The 18643-nt window shown below is 69.7% G+C and carries 16 protein-coding genes; 6 read left to right on the forward strand and 10 right to left on the reverse strand.

Annotation, left to right across the window (positions count from 1 at the left end; genetic code table 11):
• Positions 1-123 precede the first annotated feature (123 nt).
• Both IT779_RS01375 and IT779_RS01380 read right to left on the reverse strand, forming a co-directional pair.
• Positions 124-1809 carry a hypothetical protein gene (locus tag IT779_RS01375; protein WP_196147271.1) on the reverse strand — a complete coding sequence of 562 codons (1686 nt, stop codon included), beginning with the start codon at positions 1807-1809 and terminating at the stop codon, positions 124-126.
• Positions 1810-1818: 9 nt separating this feature from the next.
• Positions 1819-2139 (reverse strand): type VII secretion target, encoded by a 321-nt coding sequence (locus tag IT779_RS01380; protein ID WP_196147272.1) that lies wholly within the window; start codon positions 2137-2139, stop codon positions 1819-1821.
• Between the two features lie 218 nt (positions 2140-2357).
• On the opposite strand from IT779_RS01380, the gene IT779_RS01385 reads away from it, so the two are divergent.
• The 4 genes from IT779_RS01385 to IT779_RS01400 all read left to right on the forward strand — a co-directional run bounded on the left by IT779_RS01385 (position 2358) and on the right by IT779_RS01400 (position 7586).
• On the forward strand, positions 2358-3362 hold the full coding sequence (locus IT779_RS01385; protein WP_196147273.1) for an NAD-dependent epimerase/dehydratase family protein: 1005 nt from the start codon (positions 2358-2360) through the stop codon (positions 3360-3362).
• A gap of 32 nt (positions 3363-3394) precedes the next feature.
• The gene (locus IT779_RS01390) at positions 3395-4414 is read left to right on the forward strand and encodes an Rv2578c family radical SAM protein (RefSeq protein ID WP_196147274.1); all 1020 of its coding nucleotides are present in this window, start codon (positions 3395-3397) and stop codon (positions 4412-4414) included.
• A 126-nt stretch (positions 4415-4540) separates the two neighbouring features.
• Positions 4541-6502: a 2-oxoacid:acceptor oxidoreductase subunit alpha gene (locus tag IT779_RS01395; RefSeq protein ID WP_196147275.1), complete on the forward strand. Its 1962-nt coding sequence runs from the start codon at positions 4541-4543 to the stop codon at positions 6500-6502.
• A gap of 1 nt (position 6503) precedes the next feature.
• The gene (locus tag IT779_RS01400) at positions 6504-7586 is read left to right on the forward strand and encodes a 2-oxoacid:ferredoxin oxidoreductase subunit beta (protein WP_196147276.1); all 1083 of its coding nucleotides are present in this window, start codon (positions 6504-6506) and stop codon (positions 7584-7586) included.
• Between the two features lie 104 nt (positions 7587-7690).
• On the opposite strand, the gene IT779_RS01405 is transcribed toward IT779_RS01400, so the two are convergent.
• The 3 genes from IT779_RS01405 to hisS all read right to left on the reverse strand — a co-directional run bounded on the left by IT779_RS01405 (position 7691) and on the right by hisS (position 11405).
• On the reverse strand, positions 7691-8698 hold the full coding sequence (locus IT779_RS01405; protein ID WP_196147277.1) for a malate dehydrogenase: 1008 nt from the start codon (positions 8696-8698) through the stop codon (positions 7691-7693).
• 110 nt (positions 8699-8808) lie between these two features.
• On the reverse strand, positions 8809-9474 hold the full coding sequence (locus IT779_RS01410; RefSeq protein WP_196147278.1) for a hypothetical protein: 666 nt from the start codon (positions 9472-9474) through the stop codon (positions 8809-8811).
• A gap of 656 nt (positions 9475-10130) precedes the next feature.
• Positions 10131-11405: a histidine--tRNA ligase gene (hisS, locus tag IT779_RS01415; RefSeq protein ID WP_196147279.1), complete on the reverse strand. Its 1275-nt coding sequence runs from the start codon at positions 11403-11405 to the stop codon at positions 10131-10133.
• A 161-nt stretch (positions 11406-11566) separates the two neighbouring features.
• On the opposite strand from hisS, the gene IT779_RS01420 reads away from it, so the two are divergent.
• Positions 11567-12466, forward strand: coding sequence for a peptidylprolyl isomerase (locus IT779_RS01420; RefSeq protein ID WP_196147280.1), 900 nt, complete (start codon positions 11567-11569; stop codon positions 12464-12466).
• 323 nt (positions 12467-12789) lie between these two features.
• Positions 12790-13338: a hypothetical protein gene (locus IT779_RS01425; RefSeq protein ID WP_196147281.1), complete on the forward strand. Its 549-nt coding sequence runs from the start codon at positions 12790-12792 to the stop codon at positions 13336-13338.
• A gap of 1 nt (position 13339) precedes the next feature.
• Here IT779_RS01425 and IT779_RS38675 read toward each other — a convergent pair whose 3' ends face one another.
• The 5 genes from IT779_RS38675 to IT779_RS01455 all read right to left on the reverse strand — a co-directional run bounded on the left by IT779_RS38675 (position 13340) and on the right by IT779_RS01455 (position 18613).
• Positions 13340-14077, reverse strand: coding sequence for a DUF4913 domain-containing protein (locus IT779_RS38675; protein ID WP_332838603.1), 738 nt, complete (start codon positions 14075-14077; stop codon positions 13340-13342).
• On the reverse strand, positions 14074-15969 hold the full coding sequence (locus IT779_RS01440; protein WP_196147282.1) for a type IV secretory system conjugative DNA transfer family protein: 1896 nt from the start codon (positions 15967-15969) through the stop codon (positions 14074-14076). The genes IT779_RS38675 and IT779_RS01440 overlap by 4 nt, the downstream gene beginning before the upstream one ends.
• A 45-nt stretch (positions 15970-16014) precedes the next feature.
• Positions 16015-16566: a hypothetical protein gene (locus tag IT779_RS01445; protein WP_232541344.1), complete on the reverse strand. Its 552-nt coding sequence runs from the start codon at positions 16564-16566 to the stop codon at positions 16015-16017.
• An 80-nt stretch (positions 16567-16646) separates the two neighbouring features.
• A complete protein-coding gene (locus IT779_RS01450) occupies positions 16647-18308 on the reverse strand; it encodes a peptidoglycan DD-metalloendopeptidase family protein (protein WP_196147283.1) in 1662 nt (553 codons plus the stop codon).
• Positions 18305-18613, reverse strand: coding sequence for a transposase (locus IT779_RS01455; protein WP_196147284.1), 309 nt, complete (start codon positions 18611-18613; stop codon positions 18305-18307). Before IT779_RS01455 ends, IT779_RS01450 begins: the two co-directional genes overlap by 4 nt.
• Positions 18614-18643: the final 30 nt, after the last annotated feature.

The following is an 18643-nucleotide window of genomic DNA, read 5'->3' on the forward strand; positions in this document are numbered from 1 at the left end:
GGCGCCCCCCCGGCCGCCGCCCCCCCCCCCCCCCCCCCGCGCGCCGCCCCCCCCCCCCCCCCCCGCCCCCCCCCACTTCTCTGTTCTTGCTACAGCGCTGTTCTAGCTACACCTGCCAGCGGTTCAGAACTGGTCCTGCTCGTAGTCGGACAGCAGTTCGTCGGAGTGCGGCGCACCGATGACATCCGGGGTGGACTCGCCGAGCGGACCCGTCAGATCGTCGTTGCCCGTGCGGCTCTGGTAGGGCGCCACCGTGCGCGAGTGCTGATCGTCCTCACCGCCGCGCTGCCCGGCGGCCGCGCCGGGCCCGCCCATGAAGGAGTTGCCGGAACCCGCCGTGCCGGTGGACCCGCCCATGGCGCCGGTACCCATCGACGCGCCCGGAATGCCGGTGGCGCCGCGCAGCGGGGAGACCGTCGCGCCCGGTGTTCCGACGCCGAGTTTGGCCGAGGAACCCGAGCCCGCACCCGCCCCTGAACCACCGCCACCGCCGACCCGCGCGCCCGAACCGCCGCCGGTGCGCGCGGTGCCGAGCGGGCCGAGCACGCCGGTGCCCGTGCCGCTGCCGTGTCCGGCCGACTGCGGGGTGGTCGGCGAATTCGAGCCGAGCTGCGGCGAATACGACGAGTCCGAGCCGATGCCCGCAGATTTGGTCGCGGAGTCCTGCGCCTCGTTGAGCAGCGGTTCGCCGATGTTCTGGATGGCGGCCTGGGCCACCTCTTCCGGTGCGGGCAGACCGCTCTGACCGAGCAGCTGGGCGACCATGCCGTTCAGTTCGGCGGTCTTACCGGCCAGATCGCCTCGGGTGGCGTTCACGATGCCGACGGCATTGCCGAGATGCTGTGTCGCCGTGGCGATCAGCGCCGTCTGGGCGGGCGGGGTGAAGATCACCGGTGCGAGCGCGACGGCCTGGGTCGCGAAGGAGCTCGCGACTCCGACGAGCTGGCCGTTACCGGTCTGCACGGTGGAGGCGGCCGCCTCGGTGAGACCGGAGATGTCGAAGCCGCGCTTGCTGGTCTCCTGCCCCTGCGCGGTGGCCTCCTGGCTGGCGGCCTGCGCGCTGCGCGCCGCCTGGCCCTCCCACACCTGTTCGACGGTGGCCATGCTGCCCTTGCCGACCTGCATGGCGGTTTCGATGATCTCCGAGGACGCGCTGATGATCTTGGTCGGGTCGAGCGCGCCGAGGATTCCGGTGCCGAAACTGCTGAGCAGGTCGAGGATCGGCTTGAACAGCTGATCGACGCCGGGCAGCGCGGGCAGCGCGAGGCCGCTCATCAGCGCGGCGACCGGGTCGGCGGGCAGTGCGGGCATCGAGACCGAGGGCAGTGCGCTCGCGGCCTGCTGACCCGCCTGCGCGGCCTGCGCCGCACCGCCGCCCAGCGCGCCCCCGAGCACCCCGTTGGCCTGCGCGAGCGCACCCTGCGCCGCGGTGTTGGCCTGGGCGACCGCGTGGCTGATGGCGGTGTCGGCGCCGCCGAGCAGACTCGACACATCGGTGGGCGCGCCGCCGAGCACCGAGTGGGCCTCGGGTGCGCCCGCGCCGCCGCCGAGGCCCGACAGGCCTGCGGGTACGGCGGCTCCGTTATGGGAGTCCTCGCTGATCTTCCTGGCGAGCACGAATTCCGGCGCTTCGATCGGCGCCATGTCCTCGGGCAGCTGCGGCAGCGGCAGATCCTGGATCGCCTGCGGCACGCTCTGGATGGCCGCAGCGACGATCTGATTGGCGTCGTCGGCGGCGTGCGCGACGGCCGCGACACCTTCGTCGACGGGGGCGATCACGCCACTGAGTCCGGTTTCCATCGAATCCATCCCCCTTGCTCAGATCTCGGCGCCGTTGGCGTTGATCTCGCCCGCGTTGCCTTGATCGGTGTCCTCGAACCGGAATGCCGCCGTGAACGCCTTGGACGACAGATTGTTGAATTTGGCGGACAGATCGTTGATGTCCTTGGCCTGCAGAACCTGTGCGGCCGCGAAACTCAACAGATAGTCGCCGCCGATGAGACCGAATACCGGGGTGAGTGCCGCGACCTGCCCTACCGCGTCGAAATTGCCCGCGGCGGCGAGCTGCGTCGAGATCCCCGCGTTCTCGGCGGCGAACGCCTGGACCGCCTCGGTGTCTACCGAGAGATCGTCACTCATCGAGTTGCCCCCCAAATCGTCGTGAACATCAGTGCCCTGCACCGCTTCCCACAGCCCCGCACTCCCAGCACGGCAGATCGTTACGGTTGGGCCTCAATATAACCGACGCCGGGCCGCGCGCGCAGCGACGATCTCGCCACGATTTTCCGCGCACCACCTTTCGGCGAAAAAACTAGAACCTGTTACAAACAAGAACACGTTCTACTAATGTCGGTGACATGAAGGTCGCAGTGACCGGCGCAGCCGGCTACCTAGGCACGAATCTGCTCCCCCTGCTGGTCGAGCGAGGCCATCAGGTCGTCGCGATCGACCGGGTCGTCCCCGACGGCGCGGCACGGTCGGATGTCACCTGGGTGGCGGGCGATGTCCTCGACCCCGACTCGATGCGCGCCGCGCTGGCCGACGCCGAAATCGTCTACCACCTGGTCGCGGTCATCACCCTGGCCGACCGCAACGACCTGGCGTGGCGGGTCAACACCGAGGGCGTGCGGGTGGTCGCCGACGCCGCGCTCGCGGTCGGCGTCCGCCGCCTGGTGCACGCCAGCTCGATCCACGCCTTCGACCAGTACGCCTGCGGCGGCCACATCGACGAGAACTCGGCGCGCTCCACCGATCCGAAGCTGCCCGTCTACGACCGGTCCAAATGGGCGGGCGAGGTGGCGCTGCGCGCCGTGATCGACCGCGGACTCGACGCGGTGCTGTGCAACCCCACCGGCGTCTTCGGCCCGGCCGACTTCGGCGCGCCGCTGTCGCGGATCAACCGCACCATGCGCGACGCCGCCGCGGGCCGGATCCCGGCGATGATCGGCGGCGGATTCGACCTGGTCGACGTCCGCGACGTCGCCGAGGGCCTGATCCTGGCGGGCGAACACGGGCGGACCGGGCACAACTACCTGCTCGGCGGGGCAATGATCTCGATGCTCGAATTGTGCCGCCTCGCCGCGGCGCACGGCGGCACGAAGGGACCGAGGTTCACGATCTCCCCCAAGGTGGTCGGCGGCCTCATTCCGGTGCTCGCCCCGATCGGCCGGATGCTGCGCACCGACATCGTCTCGCGCGCCGCGCTCGGCGCGCTGATCTCGGCGCCGGTCGTCGACCACGGCAAGGCCGAACGCGACCTCGGCTACCGACCGCGATCGACCGACGAGACGGTGCGCGACCTGGTCTCGTTCTTCGCCGATCCCCGGCCGTTCCTCCGCAGCGCGGCGGGCGAGATCGCTTGACACCCGAATAGAACACATGTTCGACTGAGGGTGTGCGGTGGCAGAACCAGAGTGTGGACGCCGACGACGGCGCACTGCCCGGCCTGGCCAGGTCGGGCTTCGTCCGTTCCGTCCGCACCCCCGAATTCGACGGCATCACCTTCCACGAGGTGCTCTGCAAGAGCGCGCTGAACAAGGTGCACGCGAACGCGGGCCTCCCGTTCACCTGGACCGTCAATCCCATGCGCGGCTGTTCGCACGCGTGCAGGTACTGCTTCGCCCGCCCGACCCACGAATACCTGGACCTGGACGCGGGCCGCGATTTCGACGCCCAGATCGTGGTCAAGACGAATGTCGCCGCCGTGCTGCGCAAGGAACTGCGGCGCCGGTCCTGGCGCGGGGAACCGGTGGCGCTCGGCACCAATACCGACCCGTACCAGCGGGCGGAGGGCCGCTACCGGCTCATGCCGGGCATCATCGGCGCGCTCACCGAATCCGGCACGCCGTTCTCCGTACTCACCAAGGGCACCCTGCTGCGCCGCGATCTGCCGCTGCTCACCGAAGCCGCGCGCCAGGTGTCGGTGCGCATCGCGGTATCGATCGCCATCCTCGACCCCGACCTGCACCGAGGCCTGGAATCCGGCACGCCTTCCCCCCGCGCGCGACTGGACATGGTCGCCGCGCTGGCCGAAGCCGGTTTCGCGGTGAACGTGATGGTCGCCCCGGTCATCCCCTACCTCACCGACAGCCGGGCCGACCTGGACGAACTGCTCGGCGAGATCGCCGCCGCGGGCGCGCGCTCGGCGATCACCATGCCGATGCACCTGCGCGGCGCCACCCGCGGCTGGTTCCTGACCTGGCTGGCCGAACACCATCCGGCCCTGCTGCGCCGGTATCGGCGGCTCTACGGCAACGGCGCCTACGTGCACCCGGACTACGCGAGCCTGCTGCGCGACCGGGTCACGCCGCTGCTGCGACACCACGGCCTGACCCCGCCCGCGCGCACCGAGCCGAGCCCGCCCGTCGCTCCGGACGAGGTCGAGGACGCTCAGCAGACGTTGTTCGCCCGGTAGCGGCCCGTCCGGGAACGCGCGATCGGATTTCCACATCCAACCCGCGCTTCGCCCGCACGCCGGGCCGGTGTCGGAGTACTTTGGCCACTGGCACCCTCTCACGCGACGAGGAAGTGAAGCAGGCACATGGTCTCGCACCAAAGTGATATCGGCACAGCGAAGTTGGAGAAAGTCGTCATCCGGTTCGCGGGTGACTCCGGCGACGGCATGCAGCTGACCGGCGACCGATTCACCCACGAGGCGGCGGCATTCGGCAACGATCTCGCCACCCAGCCCAATTTCCCGGCCGAGATCCGCGCGCCACAGGGCACGCTGCCGGGCGTGTCGTCGTTCCAGATCCAGATCGCCGACTACGACATCCTCACCGCGGGTGACCAACCCGACGTGCTGGTCGCGATGAATCCGGCCGCGCTGAAAGCGAACGTGGACGAGCTGCCGCGCGGCGCCACCATCATCGTCAACACCGACGAGTTCACCAAGCGCAACCTGACCAAGGTCGGCTACGCCGCCGACCCGCTCGACGACGGCAGCCTCGCGGATTTCACGGTGCATCGGGTGTCGATGACCTCGCTGACCCTCGGCGCCACCGAGTCCACCGGCGTCGGCAAGAAGGACGGGCAGCGCGCGAAGAACATGTTCGCGCTCGGGCTGCTCTCCTGGATGTACGGACGCCCGATCGGCGGCACCGAACAGTTCATGCGGGAGAAGTTCGCCGCCAAACCCGATATCGCCGAAGCCAATGTGCTGGCGTTCCGGGCCGGGTGGAACTACGGCGAGACCACCGAGGCGTTCGCCACCACCTACGAGATCGCGCCCGCCACCCTGCCGCCGGGCACCTATCGCCAGATCACCGGCAACACCGCGCTCGCCTACGGCCTGGTGACGGCGGGCAGGCTCGCCGAGCTGCCGGTATTCCTCGGCACCTACCCGATCACCCCGGCCTCCGACATCCTGCACGAGCTGAGCAAGCACAAGAATTTCGACGTCACCACCTTCCAGGCCGAGGACGAGATCGCGGGCATCGGCGCGGCGCTCGGCGCGGCGGTGGGCGGCGCGCTCGGGGTCACCAGCACGTCAGGGCCGGGGCTCGCGCTCAAGAGCGAGACCATCGGCCTCGCGGTCATGACGGAACTGCCGCTGGTGATCGTCGACGTGCAGCGTGGCGGGCCGTCCACCGGCCTGCCGACCAAGACCGAACAGGCCGACCTGTTGCAGGCGCTGTACGGACGCAACGGCGAGTCGCCGGTGGCCGTTCTCGCGCCACGCTCACCCGCCGACTGCTTCGCCGCCGCGGTCGAGGCCGCGCGCATCGCGCTCACCTACCGCACGCCGGTTCTGCTGCTGTCCGACGGCGCGATCGCCAACGGTTCGGAACCCTGGTCGATCCCGGACGTCGCGACGCTCGAGCCCATCGATCCGGCCTACGAACCCGACGCCGAGGACGAGTCGGATTTCCAGCCATACGCCCGCGACCCGGAGACCTTGGCGCGTCCGCTCGCGGTGCCCGGCACCAAGGGCAGGGCCCACCGCATCGGCGGCCTCGAGAAGGCCGACGGCAGCGGCAACATCTCCTACGATCCCGCCAACCACGAACTCATGGTGCGGCTGCGGCAGGCCAAGATCGACGGGATCGCCGTCCCCGACGTGGAGGTCGACGATCCGGACGGGCGCGCCGAACTGCTCGTGCTCGGCTGGGGCAGTTCGTTCGGCCCGATCGGCGAGGCTTGCCGCCGAGCCCGCCGCCGCGGCGTCCCGGTGGCGCAGGCGCATCTGCGGCACCTCAATCCGCTGCCCGCGAACCTGGGCGAGGTGCTGCGCCGCTACCGCGTCGTGGTGGCCCCGGAGATGAACGGCGGCCAGCTCGCCCTGCTGCTGCGCGCGAAGTACCTCGTCGACGTCAAGCCGTGGACCAAGATCGCGGGCACCGCCTTCTCCGCCCAGGAACTCGTCGGCGTCATCGACGCGGCGCTCGACGGCTCGCTCGCGGAGCTGGAGCAGGACAAAGGTTTCGCCGCGCGGGCGCGCGCCACCTACCGCACGACACCGGACGGCGATGCCGCCGCCGCACCCACCACCGGGGGACAGTGAGATGACCATCGTCGAAACCTCGCTCATCGGGACCGATCTCGGCCTCACCGGCTTGTCCGGCGTGCCGACCTCACCGGAGAAGCAGAAGGTCAAGGACTACACCTCCGATCAGGAGGTGCGCTGGTGCCCCGGCTGCGGCGATTACGTGATCCTCGCCACCGTGCGCGGATTCCTCGCCGAACTCGGCCTGCGCCGCGAGAACCTGATGTTCGTGTCCGGCATCGGATGCTCGAGCCGCTTCCCGTACTACCTGGAGGCCTACGGCATCCATTCCATCCACGGTCGGGCGCCCGCCATCGCTACGGGACTCGCGGTCACCCGACCCGATCTATCGGTGTGGGTTGTCACCGGTGACGGCGACGCGCTCTCCATCGGCGGCAACCATCTCATCCACGCGCTGCGCCGCAACGTGAACATGACGATCCTGCTGTTCAACAACCGGATCTACGGGCTGACCAAGGGCCAGTACTCGCCCACCTCGGAACCGGGCAAGATCACCAAATCGACGCCGATGGGGTCGGTGGACCATCCGTTCAACACCCTCTCGATCGCCCTCGGGGCCGAGGCCACCTTCGCGGCGCGCGCACTGGACTCCGACCGCGCGGGCCTGACCGAGGTGCTGCGCGCGGCGGCCGAACACCGCGGCACCTCGTTCGTGGAGATCCTGCAGGACTGCCCGATCTTCAACGACGGCTCCTTCGACGCGCTGCGCCGCGACAACGCCGCCGACCACCTCGTCCCGCTGCGCCACGGCGAACCGGTGCGTTTCGGCGCCGACGGCGAATTCGCGGTGGTGCGCAAGGGCTTCGGCCTCACGGTGGCGCGCACCACCGACGTGGCCGAGGCCGACATCGTGGTGCACGACGCCTACGCCGACGACCCCGAATACGCATACGCGCTGTCGCGGCTCTCGGACCAGAACCTCGACCACGTGGTGACCGGCATCTTCCGCAGCGTCAGCCGCCCCACCTACGACGACGGTGTGCGCGCGCAGAACGCGACCGCGCGCGAACGCAAGCCGGTGGGTCCGGATTCGCTCCAGGCCCTGCTCAACGGCCGTGAGACCTGGACCGTAGGCGGATAACCACGGGGCACCGTCCCCGGTCGGCTCGAGCGAGCCGACCGGGACGCAAGGGCCGAGGAAGTACGCGCATCGCGTGGCCGGCCCCTGGATCGGGCGAAGTGCGCTCAGCCGCGCTTGGCGAAGCCGAGGTCGACGACGGCGTCACGTTCCTGTTCGAGTTCGGCGACGCTCGCGTCGACGCGCGCGCGGGAGAACTCGTCGAGGTCGAGGCCGTCGACGATCGAATAGCCGCCATCGGCGCAGGTGACGGGGAACGAGCTGATGATGCCTTCGGGGACGCCGTAGGATCCGTCGCTCGGGACCGCCATGGACGTCCAGTCAGCCGCCGGGGTGCCGAGTGCCCAGTCGTGGATGTGGTCGATGGCGGCGCTGGCCGCGCTCGCGGCCGAGGACGCGCCCCTTGCCTGGATGATGGCGGTGCCGCGCTGCTGGACGGTGGGGATGAAATCCTCGCGCACCCAGGCCGGATCGTCGATCAGCTCGAGCGCGGGGCGGCCGTCGATGGTGGCGTGGGTGATGTCCGGATACTGGGTGGCCGAGTGGTTGCCCCAGATCGCGACGCGCGCGATCCTGGCGCCGGGCGCACCCGTTTTCTTCGCCAGCTGGGCGATGGCGCGGTTGTGGTCGAGGCGCGTCATCGCGGTGAAGCGCTCGGCGGGGATGTCGGGGGCGTTGCTCATGGCGATGAAGGCGTTCGTATTGGCCGGATTGCCGACCACGAGCACCTTCACGTCGGCGGCCGCGACACCGTTGAGCGCTTGGCCCTGCGCGGTGAAGATCGGGCCGTTGGCGGCCAGCAGATCGCCGCGCTCCATGCCCGCGGTGCGCGGGCGCGCGCCGACCAACAGGGCGATGTTCGCGCCGTCGAATCCGACCCAGGGATCATCACTGATGTCGACCGATTCCAGCAGCGGGAACGCGCCGTCCTCCAGTTCCATCGCCACGCCCTCCAGGGAGGCGACCGCGGCCGGGATCTCGAGTAACCGCAGCCGCACCGACGTATCGGAGCCGAGCAGCGCACCGGACGCGATGCGGAACAGCAGACCGTAGGCGATCTGGCCCGCCCCTCCGGTCACGGCGACGGTGACGGGCGCGTTCCGAACGGTGCTCACGACGGGGACTCCTCGTATCGGTGGACAACTCCGCCATCAACCCTATCGAGTCTCACCGACCCCGAAAGCCATGCGTGAGCTACGCGACAGTAGTCCGACCGGCCCTCGGGTCAGCCCAGGTCGGCGACCTCGCGATCGGTGAGAACCAGCGGCGAGACCACGTCCTGGGCCCTGGCCAGCCGCACCGCCGCGTACAGCGGGCGCTGCTCGAGTCCGGCATCGCGCGCCTCGGCCCGCAGCTGGCGGATCAGCACCGAGGACACCGCGACCGCCGCGGCCGACTCACTGGTCGCCAGCGCGTCGGCCAGCTTGCGCAGGCCCAGCGGGTGCAATTCGCGACCGCTGCCCGCGTCGGTGTACATGGCCAGCGGCACGGTGCCGGTCTCCGCTCCGGCGGTGACGCGCAGCGCGACCCGACTCAGCCGCGCCGGATACACGAGGAGTTCGACCCCGGTGGCCGCGGCGAGGTCGACCCGGTGCTCTCCGAACAGCCGCCGGGAATGGATCACGCTCCCGGACAGCCACATCCGCCTGCGCCGCGCGGCCAGCGCGTACCCGAGGGTCGGCGCCCCGATCACAATGCCGACGAGCACCGCGATCGGCCAGTGCGCCACGGTGGCCGCAAGCAACGCCGCGCCGATCCCGGCGCCGGTCGAGGCCAACGCCAGTTTGCGCAGCATCGGGGCATAGACCTCGGGAGCGACCAGGTCCAGTCCGACCGCCGCGACGGCCCGCGCGTCCCCCGCACTCCCCCGGTCCGCCGAACTCCCCTGCACCGCCACTACCTCCACACTTCGCGCACCCGCCGGCCGCGGGCCCGAGGTATCGGCCTGCGGTGGATATGACCCGTGGGCGCGCGGGCCAGATTACTCCCCGCGGAGGCGGCGAGTGGCCGGTACCGCCGCGCTAGCCGGCGAACTCCGCCCCCGAATCGCACCACCTCATCCAACGCCGCCACTTACCGCGCCGGCCAGCGAGAACCGCCACCAGGATCGCGCCACCTCATCCAACGCGGCCAGCACCGTGGCGCTAGCCGGCGAGATCCGCCATGCGGTCGGGGACCATCGATCCACTGCGGTTCAAGCGGGCGGCACCGTGGCGGTGGATGTGCCCCATGGGCGCGCGGGCCAGATTACTCACCGCGGGGGCGGCGAGTGGCCGGTACCGCCGCGCTAGCCGGCGAACTCAGCCACCACCATCGCGACCACCTCGTCCAGCGTGGACGACACCGTGGCGCCAACCGGCGAACTCCGCCCCCGGATCGCACCACCTCATCCAACGCCGCCACCTACCGCGCCGGCCGGCGAGATCCGCCACCAGGATCGCGGCGACCTCATCCGGCGCGGCCGGCACCTCTGCGCCAACCGGCGAGATCCGCCATGCGGTCGGGGGCCATCGATCCACTGCGGTTCAAGCGGCCTGCACCGAGGCGCTAGCCTGCGAGATCCGCCACCAGGATCGCGGCGACCTCGTCCAGCGGAACCTGCCGCTGATCACCGGTCGCCATGTCCTTCAGTCCGACGGTGTTCTCGGCCAGATCCCGGTCACCGAGCACGAGGGCGAACTTCGCGCCGGAGCGATCGGCGGCCTTCATGGCCCCCTTGATCCCGCGACCGCCGTACGCCAGATCCACGCCGATGCCCGCCGCGCGCAGTTGCGCCGCCAGCACCATGAGCCGCTGCTTGGCCGCGTCGCCGAGCGGGACGCCGAAGACCGCGCAAGTGGCGGTATCGCCCGCGGGTCGCCCCTCGGCGCGCAGCGCGAGCACCGTGCGGTCGACGCCGAGGCCGAAGCCGATGCCCGAGAGCGCCGCGCCGCCGAGTTCGGCCATCAGTCCGTCGTAGCGGCCGCCGCCGCCGATGCCGGATTGCGCGCCGAGTCCGTCGTGGACGAATTCGAAGGTGGTTTTCGTGTAGTAGTCCAGACCGCGCACCATGCGCGGATTCACCACGTAGGGCACGCCGAGCGCGTCCAGGTAGCCGAGGACCTGTTCGAAGTGCGATTTGGCCGATTCGGACAGGTGGTCGATCATCAGCGGCGCCCGCTCGGTCAGCTGCTTGACCTCGGGCCGCTTGTCGTCGAGTACCCGTAGCGGGTTGATCGCGGCCCTGCGCCTCGTCTCCTCGTCCAGCGGCAGGTCGAACAGGAATTCCTGGAGCAGTTCGCGGTACTGCGGGCGGCACGTCTCGTCGCCGAGCGAGGTGATCTCGAGGCGGAAGTCCCGCAGGCCGAGGGCGCGGTAACCCGCGTCGGCGACCGCGATGACCTCGGCGTCCAGCGCCGGATCATCGACACCGATGGCCTCGACGCCGACCTGCTGCAACTGCCGGTAGCGGCCCGCCTGCGGGCGTTCGTAGCGGAAGAAGGGGCCGGCGTAGACCAGCTTCACCGGCAGCTGCGCCGATTTGTCGAGGCCGTGCTGGATGACCGCGCGCATCACGCCCGCGGTGCCCTCAGGGCGCAGGGTGAAGCTCTGGCCGTTGCGGTCGGCGAAGGTCCACATCTCCTTGCTGACCACGTCGGTCGACTCGCCGACGCCGCGCGCGAACAGCGCGGTCTCCTCGAAGATCGGCAGCTCGACATGCCCGTAGCCCGCAAGGGTCGCGGCGCGGATCAACCCGTCGCGCACCGCGACGAATTCGGCCGACGCGGGCGGGACGTAGTCGGGAACCCCCTTCGGGGCGGTGAAGCTGCTGGTCTTGGTCACGATGGTCCAGTTTCCACCACCGCGCCCCCTCGAGTCCAACCGGTTCTCGACGCGCCCGAGTCCGGCCCGTTCGACCTCGGGCGGGAGGAACGCGAGGGAACTCTAAGGTAGGGATGGCACACTGTTGCACCGACAGGACCGGATCACGGGAGGACGTGTCAGTGCCGAGCAACGAACAGCGACGAGCAGCGGCGAAACGCAAGCTGGAGCGCCAGCTGGCATCGCGTGCCGAGCGGGCACGCAAGCGCAAGCGACTGTCGATCGCCGGTTCGGCTCTCGGCGTCGTGATCGTGGTGGCCGCCGTCACCGGCGTCTACTTCCTCACCAAAGGCGACGACGCCGACAACACCGCCGCCGAACCGAAGGACGCCTCGCTCACCTCCGCGCCCCCGCCCGCGGCCAAGGCCAAGCCCGCGCAAGTCACCTGTGACTACCGCGACGGCCGCAGGCCCGCCGACAAGCCGGTGCACAAGCCGGAGCGCACGCAGGTGCCGACCACGGGCAACGACGCGAAGGTGAGCCTGAGCGTGGAGACCAGCGCGGGCCCGCTCGGCCTCACCTTGAACAACGCCGAATCACCTTGCACGGTGAACAGTTTCATGAATCTGGTTGACCAGCGCTATTTCAACGACACCTCATGCCACCGGATGACGGCCACCGACGGGCTGAAGGTGCTCCAGTGCGGCGATCCGGTCGCCTCCGGAATGGGCGGTCCCGGTTACGAATTCGACAACGAGTACCCGACCGATCAGTACGCGCCGAACGATCCGACCATCCCGGCCTCGGTCGCCTACAAGCGCGGGGTCCTCGCCATGGCCAACGCCAACAGCTCCGCCGGATCGACGGGTCTCGACGGCATGGCCACCAACGGGAGCCAGTTCTTCATCGTGTACGGCGATTCCGAACTTCCGCCCCAGTACACGATTTTCGGCACCGTGGACGAGAACTCGCTGAAGACCCTGGACAAGATCGCGCAGGGTGGTCAGGACAATTCCAACGGTCCCGGCGACGGCAAACCCAATACACAGGTGACGATCCAGTCGGTTCGCCTGGACCGCTGAGGCGCCGCCCGCGCCGAGCGAGGCGCGACACATTCCGTGCGCACGCGAAACACGCGCTATATGCTGTTCGAGGCTCGTCCGTACACACTTGTGTTCGAACTTTTCGAGGTAATCTCGAAGGAGGAGTTCGCGTGGGCGTGACCATCCTCACGGACTGTCCCCTACATCCGGGGGATACGTCACGGCACGGGTGCTCCCGACGTCCCACGTCATGCAGGCGGGGCGCCGTCGCGGATCACGCGTCCGTCCGGCGGCGTCCGTAACGACAACACCATCCATAGTGACCACCATCCGTAGTGACACTGCGCATTCGGGGAGCAGCAATGGCCGAAGAACTGGACGACATCACCGGCGAGACAGCGGCCATCATGAAGACGATGTTGTCGCTCGCCACCCTCATCGCCCTGCGCACCCGTGAACGCGGCCAGAAAGAGGCCGAGGCCCGCGTGAAGATCACCGAAGCGCGGCAGAAGGAAGCCAGGGAGCTCCAGATCCGCGAGGCCCGCGAGGCCAAGGCCAAGGATCCGCGCAACGCCGAACTCGAACGCATGATGAAGATTCCGACGCCGAGTGTCGGGCTCTCGCTGTCCAAGGAGCGCGGCCCCGAGAACGAGGTGAGCCGGATGGCGACCTCCTCCGCCGCGGCGGCCATGCCGCAGATCCGCTACGACTCGCCCGAACGCCGCACCGCGATAGCGGCGCATCTGGCGCGCATCGGCGTCGCGCCCGAACTCGCTGCGGTGCGCATGCTGGTCGAGGTCGGTCAGGGCGCCTCCGTGGAGGATGCCGCCAACGCGCGCCAGAAGGAAGCGCCGCGCTCCGGGCTGACCCGCGAGGAAGAACTCGCCCGCGGGCTCGAACGCACGCGCTAGGTCACCGAATGACCTCGCCGAGGCCGGGGGGCTCGGTGAACATGCCCTCCAGTTCGGACGTGATCGGGAGCGGCGACGGATTGCTCTGATGTCCGCTCCGCACGTCGCAGTACTTGAACGGGCCCGAGGTGTCGAACAGCTTCGCCATCTGCGGGTCGGCGTGTTCGAGGAACCACGTACTGAGGCCGACGGAAGCGTTGGTGCGCCAGTATTCCCACGCGCGCCACAGCGCCTCGAGCCGGACGAATGCCTCGGGGTGGCGCCACCACTGCGGGCACCACACGATGCCGCTCACGTCGACCACCTGTCGGCGATAGATCTTCGTCAGGTACTCCTCGACGAATTCCACCACGGTCGAATAGAACCAGTCGGGACCTCCCTCGGCCATCCCCTTCACCAGTTCTGGCGGTGACGGCTCGGTCTTCAGCGGCTCGATCCGGTCAACGTGACCGTGGCGCACACTGCAGTATTTGAAGGTGCCGCGCGGATCGAACAGGCGATCCATGTGCGGGTCGGCGTGTTGCAGCAGCCAGTGGCTCAGGCCGCCGCGCTCGTCGCGATGCAGTTGCTCCCACGACCGCCACAGCGCGTCCAGGCGTGCGGCGGCCTCGGGATGTCGCCACCACTGCTCACACCACACCCTGGTGTGGGAGTCGTTGACCTGGCGCTGATAGATCTGGCCGAGGTAGCCCTCCACGAATCCGGTGACATCGGCGAATTTCGGTTGCTGAATGCTCACTGCGGCTGCACCTCCTCCGGCTGCCGGTATCCGCGCGGCAGCGCACTGCTCGACGGGTCCTTGTGCAATGAGACCGGATCCGCCGCCCCCGCCTGCGCCTTGGCCGCCAGATCGGTGATGGCGGGAATCCTGACCTTCTCCGACGGGTCGTGTTTGGCGATGGACCGCTCGACATCGGCGGCGTATTCGCTTTCCCACCAGGCCACCGTGCGCACCAGAACGGGCGGCGCGCCCGAGGAGAAGACGATGACCCGCCCGCGCGGCAAGGTCGCCAGACCGTTCACCGAGAACGTCTTCGACGAGCCGAGCGAGCGCGAATAGCTCTTGCCGCTCGACGATTCCGACACCGACTGGGAGATCGCGTCGTATTCGCCGAGCGCCTCGGAGCGGTCGCGCAGGAAGTTGGTGTCGTCGACGCCGCTGCCGAGCACCTTGATGTTGGCCGCCGACCACAGCGCCGACATGCCGTCGTCACCCCAGCAGCGCGCGCCCTGCGCCCAGGACTGCAACACGGTCATGACCACGATGCCGCGCGAGCCGAAGTGGCTGTACTGCTTGGGCAGATCCTTCCAGCGCACCACGTTCGCGGCCTCGTCCAGCACCGCGAGCAGCGGGATCTCGAGGCGCCCGCCGCGCGAGCGCGACGCCTTGCGCATGGCCACGTCGATCACGGCCTCGGTGAGCGCGCTCACCAGCGGCGCGGCCGAGCCTCGGCCTTCCAGCGACAGGCTGTACAGGGTGCCGTTGGCTTCGATGAACTGCAATTCGTCGAACAGCCCGCGCCGCACCTGATGTCCGCTGGCGAGGGTGGTCGTGCCCGGTGTCACCCAGTCGTGCACGTTGGTCAGTTTCAGGCAGCGGACCATCTTCTTCGCGGTGCTGAAAACACCGCTGCGCGTGCGTTCGTCGGCGTGGTACTGCCCGGCGAGACCGTCGGCGCTGAATTCGTGACCGGCGGCGCGCAGCACCGCGATCGGCGTCTCGTCGGTCGGATGGGTGACCCACTCCCACACCTTGGTGATCGGGTGGTTCTTCACGGCGGCGGCCAGGAACAGGCCCGCGAGCAGATCCTCGCCTTCGGGGTCGAAGAACGCGTCACCTTTGGCGTCGGAGCCGTCGTCGCTGTCGGCGAAATGGCCCGCGAGCCTGGCGGCGCGCATCTCGTAGCCGGGGCTGCTCGGGTCGACCCACTTCAACGGATCCCAGTACCAGGTCGGTTCCTCTGCGGCCACGCCCTGCGGGTCGAAGACGAAGGTGGGGCTTCCCTTCTCGGCCCGCACGTCGCGGGTGGCGTCGACCACGTCGCGCTTGTTCGAGGTCGCGAGCACCGGCCCGATGGCGGTGAGGATCGCCGGGATCACCCGCGAGGTCGACTTGCCCTGGCGCGGGCCCCAGATGTCGATGTGCAGGTCTTCGTAGGAGCCGTAGAGCATCTGGCCGTCGGCCACGCCGATCCCGATCGGCACGCCAGGGGTGTCCTCGGAACCGAGCCGGATGCCGAGTTGCCTCGCCTTGTCCCGCACGCCGGACTCGGTCAGCGACGCGATGGCGCCGCCGTTGCCCATCACGTCGGCCTTGTCGTCCACCGGCAGCCTGCCGATGGTCGCCCTGGTCGCGGCGCGCCTGCGTAGGACGAGGTAGCCGATCACGGCCGCGATCACCAGCAGTACCAGCACCGTCGAGGCGATGGGCCAGTGCAGGTCGCCGCGCACCATGCGCGCGAGGATGTCGATCGGGTTGAGCGGTATCTTCTGCCTCGGCGTGGTGAAGATACTGCCCAGATGCAGTGCGATATACAGCGTTCCGAACACCGCGAAGCCCGCGTAGACGGCGTACAGGCTGTAATCGGGTCCGGTGGCGGCCGGATCCTGTACCTTTTTCTTCTTCGCCATCTGTGCCTCCTCGAATTGCCGTGCGGTGGTGAATGTCTGGGTGGATCAGCGGAAGGCGTCGAGCCGCCAGCCATCGGCGGTGCGCACCACGGTCGCGATCACCGTGGTCGGCGGCAGTTGCTCCGAGCGCCCGTTCGGGTAGACCACGGTCTGTTCGATCCCGATCTTGTACTGCTCCAGGTTCGGATCGCCGCCCGAGGGCGGTCGCTCGCCCGAGGCGAAGGTGAACGCGCGCACCGTCGCCTTGGCCGCCGCCCAGTCCGACCATTGCAGGGTCGGTTTCGGCGCGTCCGCGGCGGCGGTGTCGACCACTCGGATCAGGCTCGGCCCCAACCACTTTCGCGCCCGCGCCAACGAGGCGTCCTGGGACTCCTCGGCCGGGCGCCAACTGTAGATCTCGGTCAGCGCCGCCACCGCGACACCGTCGGGGGTGACCGGATCGGGTGCGGGCGCGGCCTCCAGAATTCTGGTCGTCGACGCCGCGCCGTTCGACGAGACGCCCTCTTCGTCGCCGCTTCCGCAACCCGCGAGCGGCACCAACACGATCGACACCAGCATCACCACCAGTCGCGCGCGCGTCGTTCCCTGATTACTCAAGGCTAACCGCCGTGACCGGCGATGCCACCCGAACCGCCCACGCGGGACCGGGTATTCGCGGCCGCTGAACTCGACAGCGCTCACAGCACCCTCCTCAGCCGGGCGTCACCCGGCACCGCGACCTCACCGACGCCACCGCCGCCGCGTCCCGGCGCGGCGGGCACGGCCTGGATCATGCGCCCCTGACCGGCGTAGACGCCGACCTGCGCGGGCCCGCGCGGACCGAACGAACTGAACACCAGATCTCCCGGTCGCGCCCGGCTCATCGACACCTCGCTGCCCGATTCCCACTGCTGTTCGGCGGTGCGCGGCAAGGTCACCGAACCGGAGGAGGCGGCGAAGACCGCGGCCGAGGTGAGGCCGGGACCGTCGAGTCCGCCGCCGGTGGGGCCCTGCGGTCCGCCGCCGCCCCACACGTAGGGTGTGCCGAGCCATTCGTGGGCCGCCTCGACGATCTGTTCGCCCTGATCGCCCTCCCCCGGCGTGAACCGGCCGGTGGACCCCGCAGCCCGGTACTGCGGCTCCATCGCGAGGATATTGCGCACGTAGGGCTGGGTTTCGGAATAGTGCGCCGCGTACTGGTTGGGCATGCCGCCCGAGGCGAGCACCGCGCCCTCGCCCGCGTTGTATGCGGCCAGGGTGAGCGCGGTGAGATCGCCCTGCACCGATCCTTCGGCCTGCCACCGCTGGATCTTGTGCGCGATCGCGCACATGTAGCGGCCCTGGCCGATGATGGCGTCGCCGTCGTCCCACACGCTGGCGACGCCGTTGCCGTCGGCGTCGATCACATACGGTCTGCCGTCGTCGGGATTGATGGACGCGGCGGTGCCGGGCAGGAACTGGGCAAGGCCCTGCGCGCCTGCGGGCGAGGTGGCCCCGCGCCGGAATCCGGATTCCTGGCGGCCCTGCGCGGCCAGCACCGAGGAGGTGATCTGCGGGCAGATCGAACCCGCGCGCCGGTACCAGACCTCGAGTTCGGCGGGCACCTTGCCCGGTGCGAGTGCGCCGCCCGCGCTGCCGAAGCCGAGATTGCACCGCGGATCGGTCGAATACCACTGCGCGCCACCGAGGTCGGGGGTCGGCGCGCCGTCGAGCCATGGCATCGGGTCGATCTGGCGGCCGCCGGTGAACCGCCCGCCCGGCACGATCTCGAAATGCAGGTGCGGACCGCTGGATTGGCCCGCGGAACCGACCAGCCCGATCTGCTGGCCCGCGCGCACCGTGTCGCCGACGCGCACCAGCACACCGCTGTCCCACATGTGCCCGTACACCGCCGAATAGGACCGGCCGTTGGTGTCGACGGAATCCACCACGATCCAGTTGCCGAAACCCGAAGCGGGACCGGCGGCGACGACGCGGCCGTCGGAGACCGAGAACATCGGCGTGCCGTCGGGGGCCGCCATGTCGACGCCCTTGTGTTCGCCGCCGCGCGAACCGAAGGTGTCCGAAATCGAGAAAGTACCGGTCGCCAGCGGCAGCGTGCGGCGCAGCGGGCCCGCGCCCGCGGCGAGCGACGGTGTCGCGGTGGCGGTCGCGCGCGCGGTCGCGCCGGTGGTCACGTTCGCGGCCGCGGTGGCGTCGCCGGGGACGCTGCCGCCGAGCGAGGGCAGCGCCGAGCGCGAGCCGAGCACCGAGGCGCCCTCGCACGGATCGTCCACAGCGGGCATGACGATGACGAGCACCACGGCCATCAGCCCGATCACCGCGCCCATCGCGGCCCACAGGACGCCTTTGGCGCTCACGTGCGGCGGCGGGATTCGTTGAGGGTGTCGGCCAGCGCGCGGTTCATCTCCGCTGCGGCGGCCAATTGTTGTTGCAGCAGCGCCACTTCGCGGCGCAGCGCGGTCGCGTCCATTCGTTCCGGACTCGACCCCTGCGCGGCGCGGACCCAGTTGCGCACCGAATTGGTGTGCACGCCGATCTGATCGGCCACCACCCGGCACGCCTCCGACTCGCTGCTGAGACTCTCGGTGAGCGCGATCACCTGCTCGACAGCGGCCTTACGCACCTCGGGCGAGACCCTGCGATAGGAGCGCTGCGGCATCATCGCGCACCACGTCTCCCGCCCGTCCCCCTC

Origin of the sequence: Nocardia bovistercoris, from assembly GCF_015674855.1 — a bacterium.
Taxonomy (GTDB): Bacteria; Actinomycetota; Actinomycetes; order Mycobacteriales; family Mycobacteriaceae; genus Nocardia; species Nocardia bovistercoris.

Bases quoted from the DNA above. Each gene is read 5' to 3' on its own strand.
- IT779_RS01375 (WP_196147271.1), bottom strand. From the start codon at position 1,809: ATGGATTCGATGGAAACCGGACTCAGTGGCGTGATCGCCCCCGTCGAC.
- IT779_RS01380 (WP_196147272.1), bottom strand. From the start codon at position 2,139: ATGAGTGACGATCTCTCGGTAGACACCGAGGCGGTCCAGGCGTTCGCC.
- IT779_RS01385 (WP_196147273.1), top strand. From the start codon at position 2,358: ATGAAGGTCGCAGTGACCGGCGCAGCCGGCTACCTAGGCACGAATCTG.
- IT779_RS01395 (WP_196147275.1), top strand. From the start codon at position 4,541: ATGGTCTCGCACCAAAGTGATATCGGCACAGCGAAGTTGGAGAAAGTC.
- IT779_RS01400 (WP_196147276.1), top strand. From the start codon at position 6,504: ATGACCATCGTCGAAACCTCGCTCATCGGGACCGATCTCGGCCTCACC.
- IT779_RS01425 (WP_196147281.1), top strand. From the start codon at position 12,790: ATGGCCGAAGAACTGGACGACATCACCGGCGAGACAGCGGCCATCATG.
- IT779_RS01440 (WP_196147282.1), bottom strand. From the start codon at position 15,969: ATGGCGAAGAAGAAAAAGGTACAGGATCCGGCCGCCACCGGACCCGAT.
- IT779_RS01455 (WP_196147284.1), bottom strand. From the start codon at position 18,613: ATGATGCCGCAGCGCTCCTATCGCAGGGTCTCGCCCGAGGTGCGTAAG.